This window comes from Agrobacterium vitis (genome assembly GCF_013337045.2).
GTDB classification, from domain to species: domain Bacteria; phylum Pseudomonadota; class Alphaproteobacteria; order Rhizobiales; family Rhizobiaceae; genus Allorhizobium; species Allorhizobium vitis_B.
The window spans coordinates 735,261-749,093 of the sequence record NZ_CP118260.1 but is presented as its reverse complement, the minus strand read 5'-3'; the positions used below and the strand labels follow the sequence as shown (position 1 = coordinate 749,093).

The 13,833-nt window shown below is 58.3% G+C and carries 11 protein-coding genes; 7 read left to right on the top strand and 4 right to left on the bottom strand.

Annotated features, from left to right (window positions below; genetic code table 11):
* Positions 1-9: 9 nt before the first annotated feature.
* From arfA to G6L01_RS21170, 4 genes are all read right to left on the bottom strand, one after another.
* Positions 10-1,533: an arabinosylfuranosidase ArfA gene (gene arfA / locus G6L01_RS21185; RefSeq protein ID WP_070165517.1), complete on the bottom strand. Its 1,524-nt coding sequence runs from the start codon at positions 1,531-1,533 to the stop codon at positions 10-12.
* 209 nt (positions 1,534-1,742) lie between these two features.
* Complete coding sequence (locus G6L01_RS21180) at positions 1,743-2,669, bottom strand: ArsR/SmtB family transcription factor (RefSeq protein WP_070165743.1); 927 nt, start codon at positions 2,667-2,669, stop codon at positions 1,743-1,745.
* Positions 2,670-2,748: 79 nt separating this feature from the next.
* On the bottom strand, positions 2,749-4,128 hold the full coding sequence (locus tag G6L01_RS21175) for a M20 family metallopeptidase (RefSeq protein WP_070165514.1): 1,380 nt from the start codon (positions 4,126-4,128) through the stop codon (positions 2,749-2,751).
* A gap of 82 nt (positions 4,129-4,210) precedes the next feature.
* Positions 4,211-4,951 (bottom strand): FadR/GntR family transcriptional regulator, encoded by a 741-nt coding sequence (locus G6L01_RS21170; protein WP_070165512.1) that lies wholly within the window; start codon positions 4,949-4,951, stop codon positions 4,211-4,213.
* Positions 4,952-5,150: 199 nt separating this feature from the next.
* Here G6L01_RS21170 and kdgD point away from each other — a divergent pair, with 199 nt between their 5' ends.
* The 7 genes from kdgD (at position 5,151) to G6L01_RS21135 (ending at position 13,755) form a co-directional block, all read left to right on the top strand.
* Entirely contained in the window at positions 5,151-6,056 is a 906-nt protein-coding gene (gene kdgD, locus G6L01_RS21165) for a 5-dehydro-4-deoxyglucarate dehydratase (RefSeq protein ID WP_070165508.1), read from the top strand.
* Positions 6,057-6,167: 111 nt separating this feature from the next.
* Positions 6,168-8,087 carry an ABC transporter substrate-binding protein gene (locus tag G6L01_RS21160; protein WP_070165506.1) on the top strand — a complete coding sequence of 640 codons (1,920 nt, stop codon included), beginning with the start codon at positions 6,168-6,170 and terminating at the stop codon, positions 8,085-8,087.
* Positions 8,088-8,240: 153 nt separating this feature from the next.
* Positions 8,241-9,224 carry an ABC transporter permease gene (locus G6L01_RS21155; RefSeq protein WP_070165505.1) on the top strand — a complete coding sequence of 328 codons (984 nt, stop codon included), beginning with the start codon at positions 8,241-8,243 and terminating at the stop codon, positions 9,222-9,224.
* Positions 9,221-10,384, top strand: a complete 1,164-nt coding sequence (locus G6L01_RS21150; RefSeq protein ID WP_070165503.1) for an ABC transporter permease — start codon at positions 9,221-9,223, stop codon at positions 10,382-10,384. Before G6L01_RS21155 ends, G6L01_RS21150 begins: the two co-directional genes overlap by 4 nt.
* Before the next feature lie 9 nt (positions 10,385-10,393).
* Positions 10,394-12,100 carry an ABC transporter ATP-binding protein gene (locus tag G6L01_RS21145; protein WP_070165501.1) on the top strand — a complete coding sequence of 569 codons (1,707 nt, stop codon included), beginning with the start codon at positions 10,394-10,396 and terminating at the stop codon, positions 12,098-12,100.
* On the top strand, positions 12,097-12,957 hold the full coding sequence (locus G6L01_RS21140; protein WP_070165499.1) for an SMP-30/gluconolactonase/LRE family protein: 861 nt from the start codon (positions 12,097-12,099) through the stop codon (positions 12,955-12,957). The genes G6L01_RS21145 and G6L01_RS21140 overlap by 4 nt, the downstream gene beginning before the upstream one ends.
* 33 nt (positions 12,958-12,990) lie before the next feature.
* Positions 12,991-13,755: an NAD-dependent epimerase/dehydratase family protein gene (locus G6L01_RS21135; protein ID WP_070165497.1), complete on the top strand. Its 765-nt coding sequence runs from the start codon at positions 12,991-12,993 to the stop codon at positions 13,753-13,755.
* Positions 13,756-13,833 lie beyond the last annotated feature (78 nt).

Below are 13,833 nucleotides of genomic sequence, written 5' to 3'. Positions count from 1 at the left end.
TCCATGCCCCTAAGAGACATCCCGAACTTTCACCCGGATCATCTGGTAGGACAGCGCTGGAAACGACGCCGTCAGGCTTGTGCCATCGATAACCAGCCCCTCGCCGGGACGTGGCGCCACCTCCGTCATCCGCTCCTGCGTATTGACCGCCTTCAAATCGGCATGGGTCATCACCTGATAATCGGCGATAGACGGCGCCGTGCCAAACCCCTGCAAATCAAATGTGGTTTCGATGGACGCCTCTGAGCGATTGACAATGAAGAACGCAATCGAGCCATCCGCCGTGTCATGCACGGCGGCAATGTCGAGACTGTCGACCTCACCGACGGCAGATGCCGTATAGGTCGGGCTTTTCACCCTGAGATCCAGCGCCGTGCCACGGCCATGTACCGAGGCGAACAGGAACGGATAGAAAATCGTCTGCCGCCATGCCGGACCGCCCGGCGCCGTCATGATTGGCGCGATCACATTGACCAATTGCGCCAGGCAGGCGATGCGCACCACATTGGAGCGGCGAATGAAGGTGTTGATGATCAACCCGACCTGCAACACATCCTCGAAATTATAGATGTCCTCCAGCAATGGCGGCGCAAAGGGCCAGCCGTCATTGCCCTGAAGGATTGCCTTGTCCTGCTCGTTGGAATGATACCAGACATTCCACTCATCGAAGGAAATATAGACGTTCTTCGATGACCGTTTCTTGGCCTTGATGAAATCGATAACCCCAGCCACCGAGACGATATAATCATCGAGCTTCTTGTTCTGGGCGAGATAATTGGGCGTATCGCCCGCCTTATTGTCGAAATACATATGGAGTGAGATATAATCGACCTCGTTATAGGTATGGTCGAGAACTGTCGCTTCCCATTGCGGATAGCTCGGCATCTTGGCATTTGACGAGCCGCAGACCACCAGTTCCAGCGATTTATCGAAGGTCCGCATGGCCTTGGCGGTTTCATGGGCAAGGCGGCCATATTCATCCGCGGATTTGTGGCCGATCTGCCAAGGGCCGTCCATTTCATTGCCCAGGCACCAGAGCTTGACATCGAAAGGCTGCTGCCTGCCATTGCTGATACGCAGATCGCTCCAATAGCTGCCGCCGGCATGATTGGCATATTCCAGAAAATTGCGCGCCTCATCCAGCCCGCGCGACCCGAGGTTGACGGCCAGCATCACTTCCGTGCCGACAGAGGCGCACCAATCGGCAAACTCGTGCAGACCGACCTCGTTGCTTTCGGACGTGTGCCAGGCGAGATCGAGGCGAACCGGGCGCTGATCCCTAGGGCCAATGCCGTCTTCCCAATTATAGGCCGAAACGAAATTGCCGCCGGGATAGCGCACGATCGGCACATTCAACTCCCGCACCAGATCGATGACATCGCGGCGCATGCCGTTTTCATCGGCGCTTGGGTGATCGGGCTCATAAATACCGGTGTAAACCGCCCGGCCCAGATGCTCTATGAAGGAGCCGTAGAGCCGTGGATCAATCTCCGCAATGCTATAATCGGCATGCGCCAGAACGGTCGCCTTCATGTCATCCTCCCTATATATATCCAATATGATGATTTAAACCATCTTGTTGGATATAAAATAGCGATTTTAGGAAGGCGTCAAGCTGAAAAACGACCCGCAAGACATGGAAATCAATGCTGCAACACAGCAAAACCTCAATGACAACAATGTGACAAGGGCATGACGGACGGCAGTCGCGCCCGGAACCTATCAATCACCAAAGCTGATATTCATTCGGTCCGAATACGCAGTACGATATCCTGATCGTAATTGCCGAATCCGCGTCCGAAAATGTTGATTCCACCGGGATGCCGCGCATCATCGCGCACGCCGATCCTCACCCGGATGGAATGATGCGCCAGCAGATCGATGACGTTGAGATCGATGGCCGAAATCTTGACGCCATCAACGAACGTGCCCTCTGACGAAATCCGCCAATTCTTCAGCTTACCATATTGCGAGCCCTTCAGCTTCCACCAGTCGGGCGTATAAACACCGCGCTTGTCACCGAAATCGCCGGGAGAGGTCCATGTGCCGACATCCGTACCGTTGATGGACAAGGTGATGTCGGATGGCCAGTCGGCACTGGTGCCGGGGACTTCCGAACTCAGCTCCATGGCAATCTCGATTTCGCGGATCGCGCTGCCGGAAAGCTTGGCATTGTTGGGGAATTGATATTCCACATAGCCTCTGGTGAACCAGATCAGCCCGGCCTTCATCCGCTCTGGATCGAGAAACGTATTGGGTACATCGAGAAGCCCGATAATGCCGTCGGGCGAACAAAGACCACAGGGTGCCGTCACCTCATAGCTGGTATAAAGGCCGATCGGCATAGCCACTTCGATGGCATGGGCATCGATCTTGCGCCGCTCGCTCTTGAAGACAACCAGCACCTCTTCGGCGGTCGGATAACAGATCTTCTGACTGCCCTTCCGGGCTTTCTGGCTCTCTGTGCGGATCAGCCCCGCATCCTCCAGAACCTGGAGATTGGTGGAGACGGTGGATTGCGGCAGCGACAGTTCGGCGGCGATGTCATTGACATTCATCGCGCCTTTTTCATGCAACAACTTGAGCATTCCGATCCGTAGTGGCGAGGCCAGCCCTTTCAGAACTGCCATGCCGTCTTCCGGGTCGATCACAAGGAAATTTCTGCTCATTGGCTGATATTCATCCGAAAACAAGGTGTTTCACGAATGAATATCAGAATTCCTGATGCAATCAACAGGTGCCAAAGTCTCAAATGGCTTTCAGCGCAGCGCCCTGTTCGCCAATATCAAGGAAAAGACCGGTCATCACCCGCATGCCCTCTTCGGCAATCGACAGAAGAGCGTGCTCGTTCGGTCCGTGCTGTCCGCATTCAGCATGGGAATGGGGAATCCAGATGGTCGGTAGGCCAAGAATGCTGGTAAAGGCATCATTGGGCAGCGAGCCCGCCAGATTGGGCAGGACATGCACCGGCTTACCGCTGGTGCGGGTTATGGATTGCTCGACAAACCGCACCCAGGGATGATCGGGTGAAAACCGGGTGGCGCGGAAGGCCTCACCCCGCGCTGGCTCCACGGCCACCATGGGGAACCCATGGGCATCGAGATGGCGGCGCAGGGCAGGCAGAATGCCCTCCATATCCGTTCCCACCACGAACCGCAGTTGGCAGGTGGCGCGCGCCGATCCGGCAATGGCATTTTGCGGCGCGTTGATATTGCCCGAGGATATGGCCAGAACCGCCATGGAATTCCAGCCGAAGACCCGCTCGGACGGTGTCAGATCTGCCTGCCCCCAGTCCGCGTCATGCTTGCGGGGCGGCAGGTCTTTGAGGGCAGCGCGAATATCAGGGGTAAGACTGGTCGGCAGCCATTCCGGTATCTGGATCTGGCCACGCGCATCGACAATCGTGGCAATGGCATGAGCGAGAATGATCGCCGGGTCTGCCAGCAACCCACCGAAATTGCCGGAATGGTGATCGCCATCGCGCAAGGTAACGTTGAGGTTGAAGGCAAATCCGCCGCGTGAGCCCATGAACATGGTTGGCGTGTCAGCCGCCAATCGCGGCCCATCGGATGCGATCAGCACATCGGCGGCAAGGGCTTCGCGCTTGGCCTGGAAAAACTCACGCAAACCGTAGGAGCCGGTTTCCTCGGCCATTTCCAGGATGATCTTGACGTTGAAGCCGAGCTTGCCCTTCTCCTTCAAAATCAGTTCCAGCGCCTTGATATTGATGAGATGCTGGATCTTGTTATCCGCCGTGCCGCGCCCGTAAAGCTTATCCCCCTCCTGATGCAGCACGAAAGGGTCGAGCCCGTCGCGCCAGCGATGCGCCTCGCCATTACAGACATCGCCATGCCCATAGATCAGCACGGTCGGCAGGCTGGCGTCCTCGATCAGGCTGGCGATCAAAAGCGGCGCGCCATTCTCTCGCGGATTGGCGAAAATCTCCGTGGCAAAGCCCAGGGACGACAGCAGCGGCTGAATATCCTCCACCAGATAGGCATGAAGATCCTCCGGCCTGCCTTCCGACTGGCTGACCGAGCGGCGCGCTATAAGCCGGGCCAGATCATCCGTCAGCTTGCCGCCAAGCGCATAATCGGACGCATTGCGAATGAATCTCTCTCTGGTCATAAAACCTGCCTTTTCATTATTTTGCGACGCAATACCAAGACCATAGAGGATAGGAAAGCAGAAGCGCAAACATCAATGTGCCTCAGCCGCCCTCCTTGCGCAGATTTCGGGCCAGCGCCCGATGCCGCTCCTGGGATTTCTCGATATGCTCGCGCATGGCGGCCCGCGCACCTTGCGGGTCCTGACTGGAAATGGCATCGGCAATCCGACCATGCTCCTCCACCACTTGCGAAAGATAGGTTTCGCTGCGTGAAGAGGCCAGGTTGGGCAGGTTGGAGCGCGGAATGGCTTGCGGACCAAAGCTTTGCATGGCGCTCAGATAATAGCTGTTATTGGTCGCCCGGGCGATGGCCAGGTGAAAATCGAAATCCGCCTTGGAGGTCGGCGCCTTTTCGGCGACAAGATCCGCCATCACCTCATTGGCCGCCCGGATCTCGTATTCCTGCGCCGAAGAGCGGCGCACGGCGGCCAGCGCTGCGGCTTCAGTCTCGATCGCCACCCTGAATTCCAGCATTTCCAAGGTTTTCGGAATGCTACGCTGCTCTTCCGTGCTGAGGCGCATTTCCTGTCCGGGCAGGTCATCAACGACAAACACCCCCTTGCCCTGACGGGCATCGACAAGACCGGCAGCCCGAAGCTCGGCTAGCGCCTCGCGGATCACCGTGCGGCTGACCCCGAACCGCTCGATCAGCCCCGGTTCGGTCGGCAATTGCGTGCCGAGCGCTAGTCGTCCGCCAACAATATCGGCACGCAAGGCTTCGATGACGCTTTCGGCCAGCCTTGGCTTGCGCTGTGCTTCACTCGGCGATGGGGCTTTGGCCATGGAAATCTCCATAAAGGGATAGGGCAAATATTGAACGGAATTCGACTGGACAGGTGTTTTAAATCATAATATGACTTCGCCAGAAATCATGATATGACTTGGTTGCAGTCATTATAAAGCACGAGGATAGGTGCCCGTTCAAGTCTTTCGCGAAGAAGATCGTGTGGCACGGAGCAGTTGAACGCAGGAGAGGCGGACCATGGAACCGAATGAACTGAAACGTGCACTGGGCGCAGGCTTGCTGTCTTTTCCCGTCACCCCTTTCGATGACAAGGGCGAGTTCAACCCGGATGTCTATGGCGCGCATATCGATTGGCTTTCGGGCTATGACGCGACGGTGCTGTTTGCCGCTGGCGGCACTGGCGAAATGTTCTCGCTGTCGCCGGATGAAATTCCTGGCATTGTCGCCACCGCCAAGGCGGCATCGAATGGCGTGCCGATCGTCGGTGGCTGCGGCGGCGGCACGAGGGTTGCCGTCGAAATCGCCAAGGGCATCGAAAAGGCCGGCGGCGATGGCATTCTTCTGCTGCCGCAATATCTGATCGATGCGCCGCAGGCGGGCCTATATGCCCATGTCAAGGCGGTTTGCGATGCGGTTGGCTTTGGCGTCACCGTCTACAACCGCGACAATTGCGTGCTTCAGACCGAAACCATCCAGCGCTTGGCCGATGACTGCCCCAATCTGATCGGCTTCAAGGACGGCACAGGGGAACTCGGCCTGGTGCGCCGTATCACTGCGACACTGGGCGACCGCCTCACCTATATCGGTGGCATGCCAACGGCGGAATTGTTTGCCGAAGCCTATCTGGGTGCCGGTTTCTCCACCTATTCGTCGGCAGTCTTCAATTTTGTGCCGCAACTGGCCTGCGATTTTTACAAGGCGCTGCGCAATGGCGACAGAGCCGCCTGTGAGCATATTCTCAACACGTTTTTCTTCCCCTTCATGGATCTGCGTAGCCGCCAGAAAGGCTACGCCGTCTCCGCCATCAAGGCTGGCGTTCGCCTTCAGGGGTTTGATGCTGGCACGGTCCGTCCGCCTTTGACCGATTTGACCACAGAGGAAGTCGATATTCTGGCGAGGCTGATCGAGCCCTGGAAGCAGTAAAAATGACACTGGCAAGCAAAGCAGGCACCGGGAGCGCCTGCCAGCTTACTGGCACTGAAATATATCGGATCGCATCGGTCCATTCAAAAAATACACTTCGGGAGGAAACGTATGATGAAATCCAAACAATTACTCACCAAAGTGGCGCTTGCCGCATTGGTGGGCATGCCGGTCATGGCGATTGCCCAGGACTATCATCAGGCACCGCAGCTTGATGCGCTGGTCAAGGAAGGAAAATTGCCACCGGTCGAAAAACGCCTGCCGGAAAATCCGCGCGTCGAGGACATGGTGGACCGGGTTGGCGTCTATGGCGGCTACCAGACCGGCGGATTGGTAGGCGGTAATGACCGCAACGCGCTGGCAAAACTGACCGGCTACGAACCGCTGATGGCCTGGGACCGGGAATGGTCGGGCAAGATCATACCCAATGTCGCGACCTCCTACAAAGCCAGCGATGATGCCACGACCTTCACCTTCGAATTGCGCAAGGGCATGAAATGGTCGAACGGCATGGATTTCACCGCTGAAGACATCGCCTTCATGGTCAATGACGTGCTTCCCGACGACAAGCTGTTTCCAGCCAAACCCGCCTGGATGCTGGTCGGGGGCAAGCTGCCGGTGGCGACCGTCAACAGCCCGACCAGCGTCACCATCAAGTTCTCCGGCCCGAACGGCTTGTTCCTCATGAATGTCGCGGGCGTTTTCGGCACGCAGCTCACGTTGATGTCGAAGCAATATTGCGGCCAGTTCATGCCGAAATTCAATCCCGATGCCGAAAAGCTGGCGAAGGATGCCGGTGATGCCAGCTGGATCGAACATCTGACCAACAAGTGCGGATTGGAAATCGAGCAGGTTCAGCGCTGGCGCAATCCAGACATGCCCGTCCTCGGCCCCTGGAAGATCAAGGACCCCTATGTATCCGGCGCAACGCAGGTGACGTTCGAGCGCAATCCCTATTACTGGAAGGTCGATCCGTCGGGCAACCAGCTGCCTTATCTCGATGGCGCCCGCTACAGCGTCAATTCGGATGTGCAGACTGTGCTTCTGGCGGCGATTGCCGGCAAGATCAACTATCAGGAACGCCATATCGGCGTGAACCAGAACCGTCCGGTGCTGAACGAAGGCGCGGACAAGGGTGGTTACGAGTTGATCGACCGGATTACCGGTCAGGGTGCGGATACGTCCTTTTCCTTCAACATGACCCATAAGGACCCGGAGATGCGCAAGATCTTCGGCAACAAGGATTTCCGGGTGGCGATGAGCATCGCCATTGATCGCAAATCGGTCATCGACGCGATTTATCTGGGCCTGACGCAGCCGAAACAGGTGGCGCCAAACGAAAACACCCTCTACGCCAATGACCGGCTGGCGCATCAATATCTCGATTACGACCCTGACAAGGCCAACAAGCTGCTCGACAGCATCGGTCTCGACAAGAAGGATGCCGATGGCTTCCGGCTTCGTCCTGATGGCAAGCGCCTGACCTTTACCGTCATCACGCCGGCAGCGCTGTCCAACTGGGGCGATGTTGCCGAACTGGTCATTCGCTACTGGCAGGCCGTTGGCGTCGATGCGCGCTTCCAGTCGATGGACCGCACGCGGTTCTACGAGGTCAAGAACAACAATGATCATGACGTGGCGCTGTGGACCGGCGAAGGGTACGGCGTCGATGCCCTGCTTGATCCGCGCCTCTATATGCCGGTCTCGGTTGAATCCAACTATGCGGTCGCCTGGGGCAAGGCTTACCTGAAGATGCAAGGCGGAGAAGAGCCGCCGGAGCCGGTCAAGAAACAGTGGGATCTGTATAACCAGATCAAGTCCACCACCGATCAGACCAAGCAGACGGCGCTGTTCCAGCAGATTCTCGATATTGCCGCTGACCAGTTCTACACGATTGCGATTTCGACACCGCCGGCGGGCTTCGCCGTCAAGGCCAAGAACCTGCACAACGTGATGAACAATGCGCCGACCTCCTGGGTCTATCCAAGCCCGGCGCCCAGCAATACCGAGCAATGGTTCATCCAGAACTGAGAGAGCTCCTCCCGACTTCGGGGCGTCGCCCACGTGGCGCTTGCCCAGCCTTGCGTCCCTCGTCCGGCGCCCCGAAGACCCCGCTTTTGGTCACCCTTTAGTCCCCTGCCCACGTCCATGGGCAGGAACGTAAGACCCCGGAAAGGATCGTCGATGTTACGGTTCATCACATTGCGCGTGCTGGGTATGATCCCCGCGATGTTTGCCATTTCGCTTCTGACCTTCGTGGTGATCCAGTTGCCGCCTGGCGATTTCGTCTCGACGCTGGCCGCCCAGGCGGCTGAAACCGGCGACACCATGTCTCCTGCCCAGTTGGAGACCCTGCGCCAGCGCTATGGCATCGGCGAGCCGGTCGTGCTGCAATATGTCCACTGGATCGGCGGCGTGATGCATGGCGATTTCGGCTATTCCTTCGAGTGGAACCAGCCGGTCAGCCAATTGGTGATGCAGCGGATGGGCATGACGGCGCTGGTCGCTTTCATCACCCTGATGTTCGTCTGGCTCACGGCCCTGCCGATCGGCATCTATTCCGCCGTGCGCAAATATTCTCCGGGAGATTACCTCTTTACCCTGCTGGGCTTTATCGGCATGGCGATCCCGAATTTCCTGCTGGCCATCCTCTTGATGTATGTGGCGACCATTCACTTCGGCCAGAGCGTCGGCGGGTTGTTTTCGCCGGAATTCGCCAATGCGCCCTGGTCGTTTGCCCGGATCGGGGATTTTCTCAAGCATGTCTGGATTCCGGTGATCATCCTGGGGGCCAGCGGCACGGCAGCGCTGATCCGCGTCATGCGCGCCAATCTGCTTGACGAATTGCGCAAGCCCTATGTGGAAGCGGCCCTTGCCAAGGGGCTGCCGGAACGACGTGCGATCCTGCGCTATCCGGTGCGCGTTGCAATCAATCCGTTCATTTCCACCGTCGGCTGGGTATTGCCAACTCTGATTTCCGGCGAGTTGATCGTGTCCACCGTGATGAACCTGCCCACCGCCGGACCTCTTCTTTTGCAGGCGCTGAAATCCCAGGACATGTACCTGGCCGGCGCCTTCCTGCTGATGACCGGTGGCCTGGTCCTGGTCGGCACGCTGCTGTCCGACATCCTGCTTGCCATCGTCGATCCAAGGATTCGTCTGACATGACCGTGACATCTTCTCCCCTGCCCCAAGCCACGACAGGCGCTGGTACGCCGAACGAACCGTTGCTGGACAATCAGACAACCGGCGATCGCATGGTGGTCTCCTCGCAATGGGCGTTGATGTGGTTCAAGTTTCGCCGCCACAAGCTGGCAATGATCGGCCTGATTGCCACGGCGGCAATCTATTTCCTGGCGATTTTTGCAGAATTCCTGTCGCCAACCCTGCCGACGACCTTCAAGCCGCAATATACATTCGCGCCGCCGCAGCCGATCAGCCTGTTTCACGATGGCAAATTCCTGCCACATGTGAAGGGCTACAAGAATGTCGTCGATCCGAAATCCTTCACCCGGGTTTTCCAGGTGGATGACAATGCCATTATCCCCATCGAGTTTTTTGCCCGTGGTGAAAGCTACGATATGTGGGGCCTGTTTACCACCAATCTGCACTTCATCGGCCCGCTCGATCACACCAAGCCCTTCTATATTCTGGGTGCCGACCGGCTTGGCCGCGATCTCCTGTCGCGCGTCATCTATGGCACGCGGATTTCCATGTCGATTGGCCTGATCGGCGTGTTTCTCAGCCTGGTGATCGGGCTGGTTCTGGGTGGCATATCCGGCTATTTCGGCGGCATCATCGATAGTGTCATCCAGCGCACCATCGAGTTTATCCGCTCTATCCCGACCATTCCGCTATGGCTGGGGCTTGCCGCCGCCATGCCGAAGGACTGGTCGTCGCTCAAGGTCTATTTCGTCATCCTGGTCATCCTTTCGCTGATCGGCTGGACCGAAATGGCCCGTGTGGTGCGTGGCCGCTTCCTGTCCTTGCGCACCGAGGATTTCGTCACTGCCGCACGGCTTGACGGTGCCAGCGAAATGCGGGTGATCGGACGTCATATGATGCCTTCCTTCACCAGCCACATTATCGCCGCCGTCACACTGGCAATCCCGACGATGATATTGGCGGAGACGTCACTGAGCTTCCTCGGCCTTGGTCTTCAGCCACCCATCGTCAGCTGGGGCGTATTGCTTCAGGATGCCCAAAACCTGCGGGCGCTGACCCAGGCACCGTGGCTGCTGGCGCCCGGCGTTGCTGTGGTGATCGCGGTGCTCAGCCTGAACTTCCTTGGCGACGGCCTGCGCGATGCAGCCGATCCCTATGCGTGAGGTAACTCCATGACATCGAACGTAAAGCCCCTCTTGCAAGTCAAGAACCTCAGCGTCGAATTTCCCGTGCATCGTCAGGTGATCCAGGCTGTCCGCAATGTCTCCTTCGATGTCTATGAAGGTGAAACCCTTTGCGTGTTGGGCGAAAGCGGCTCGGGCAAAAGCGTCACGGCCCGCGCCATCCTGAAGCTGCTGGCCGATCCCGGTCGGCTGACATCAGGCGAGATCCTGCTTGCCGGCGAAAATGGCAAGGCCGACCGCGACATCGCCACGCTCAAATCCTCCAGCCAGGACATGCAATCGATCCGGGGCGGCCAGATCGCGATGATCTTCCAGGAGCCGATGACGTCGCTGTCACCGGTGCATCGGATTGGCGAGCAGATCATCGAAGCGATTCTCCTGCATGAGAAAATGGACAAGGCGCAGGCGCGCGCCCGTGCCATCGATCTGTTGCGCCAGGTGCGGATTCCCGATCCGGAAACCGCCATCGACCGCTATCCTTTCGAATATTCAGGCGGCATGCGCCAGCGCGCCATGATCGCCATGGCGCTGTCCTGCAATCCACGCCTGCTGATTGCCGATGAGCCGACCACGGCGCTCGACGTCACCACCCAGGCCGAAATTCTCGACCTGATCGTCTCACTTCAACGCGAGCGCGGCATGGCCGTGCTGTTCATTACCCACGACATCGGCGTGGTGGCTGAGATCGCTGACCGGGTGATGGTGATGTATCGCGGCGAAAAGGTCGAGGAAGGGTTGGCCGAACAGGTTCTGCGCCGCCCGGCTGCCGCCTATACCGCAGCGCTTCTGGGTGCCGTGCTAAAGCTGGAAACGCCCCTTCCCCGCCGCACGCTTCCCGCCGCCGCCAAGCCGCTGATGGAAGTTTCCGACCTGCACTTGCAGTTTGGTTCGCGCCGCCGCTGGGGAGTGAAACAGACATTCGGCGTCAAGGCTATCGACGGGGTCAGCCTGACGCTGGCGCCCGGCGAAACGCTTGGGATCGTCGGGGAAAGCGGATCGGGCAAGACCACGCTTGGCCGCACCATGCTGCAAATCTACAAGCCCACGGCTGGCCATGTGCATTATGCCGATGCCAATGGTCACGATGTTGACATCGCCAAAGCATCGCGTAACACCATGCGTCATCTCTATACGGAAATGCGCATGGTGTTTCAGGACCCACATTCTTCGCTCAATCCGCGCATGACGGTGTTTGAAACCATCGCCGAGCCGATGCGGATGATGGGCCTGACCACAACCCAGATGCGGGAACGGGTGGAATATCTGCTCGACCGCGTCGGCCTGCCGACCAATGCCATCAACCGCTATCCGCATGCTTTTTCCGGCGGCCAGCGTCAGCGCATTTCCATCGCTCGCGCCATTGCGCCCAATCCACGGCTGATCATCGCCGATGAGCCGACCTCGGCGCTGGACGTATCGCTTCGCCATCAGGTGCTTGATTTGCTGGCGGAATTGCGCGCCGAGCTTGGCATCAGCTTCATCTTCATCAGCCATGACATTACCGTGGTGCGCTATTTCTGCGATCGGGTGGCGGTGATGCAAAAGGGCAAGATCGTCGAAATGGGCGATGCTGACGATATCTGCCTGCGGCCGCAGCATCCCTATACCCAAAAGCTGATCGCCTCGGTGCCACAGCCCGATATGTCGAGACGGCGCAAACCGCTGATCATGCCGCAGGCGACGGGGGTGCAATGAGAGAATTTACCGCGCAACCGCTTGATATTCCAGCCGTTACTGTGGCGGAAAGCCCGCTATGGCATGATGACGCGCTCTGGTATTGCGACATTGAGGCAGGCGGCTTGCTGCGCTTTAATCCGCAAGATTCCAGCCTGAAGCGCTGGACGCTGGATGGCGCGCTCGCCTCCATCGCGCCAACGGATGGCGGCTTCATTGCCGGAACCTCGCTGGGGTTTGAATATCTGTCACCGGATGGCGACCGGCTGAAGCGGGAATTGCTGCATTCTCCTTTGATTGCTGCGCCCGGCACCCGGATGAATGACGGCATTGCCGATCCGTCCGGGCGGTTCTGGTGCGGCAGTATCGAGCCACACAGTCCGCATCTCGGGCGGCTTTTCTGCATCGACAAGGGGCAGGTCCGCGTGGTGCGCGACGGTTTTCGCACTTTGAACGGCCTTGCCTTTTCACCCGATGGCAGACGGCTTTATGTGTCCGACAGCCATCCCACCCTTGCAAGGGTCTGGACCATTGCGCTTGACAGTGACGGCATGCCATTGGAACCACCGCAACTGTTCGCGGATCTGTCGGAAATCGGCGGCCGTCCTGACGGCGCATCGGTGGACGAAGACGGTTTCTACTGGATCGCCGCCTCCGATAGCGGGCGCGTGCTGCGACTTGATCCCAAGGGCCGCCCCGACATGGTCGTCCATGTGCCAACCACCAATCCCACCAATATCACCTTTGGTGGCTCGGATTTCAGGACGGCTTTCATTACCAGCCTGAAGCCGGGGGGAGAAGGCAATGCGTTCGCTGGCCTGGTCTTTACAGTCGATCTCCCGGTGGCCGGGCGCAAACCGGACCGCTATATCGCTTAAAGCCTGACGTATGACCTAGGCAAGGAGTGTTTGATGACCCGCCTTCTGATCACCGGTGCCGCCGGCAATATCGGCACCACGCTTGCGCCGCGCCTTACAGCACTGGGCTATGAACTGGTGTTGAGCGACTTGCATGACGATGCGGCCCGGGGCATCAAAGGTGCCGATCTCGGCAATTTCGATGCGATCTGCGGTGTCATGCAAGGCGTTGATGGCGTCATTCATCTCGGCGGCATGGCCAATGAGGCATCGTTCGAAACGGTGCTGAATGCCAATATTCGCGGCACCTACCACATATTCGAAGCAGCAAGACGCCTTGGCGTGCCGCGTATCGTGCTGGCCAGTTCCTACCATGTCGTCGGCTTGCACCCGTTCGGGGCGCCAATCGATGAGACCGCACCAATGCTGCCCGACAGTTTCTACGGCCTGTCCAAGGCCTATGGTGAGTTGCTGGCCCGCACCTATCATGACAAATGCGGCATTCAATCGGTATCCGTGCGCATCGGCTCCTGCTTCGACACGGTGCGCAGCCCCCGCATGCTCACCACATGGATCAGCGCCGATGACCTGACCCGTCTGGTCGACCGCGCCTTCAAGGTCGAAACGCTCGGCTGTCTGATGGTTTACGGCGTCTCCGATAACGATCGCGGCTGCATGGTGAGCAGCGACGCCGACAAACTCGGCTGGAAAGCGCAGGACCGCTCACAGGACGCGCCGATGGACCAGGGCCGCGAAAGCGAGATCATTGGTCCCCTGCTGGGCGGACCATTCGCCGAGGCAAACCTCCCGCAAGATTAAAATCGCGCGCCTCGTTGCCTGACTTTTTTCGCGAAATCCATTCTCATAAACGGCATGATGTCGTAAACAGACAATGAC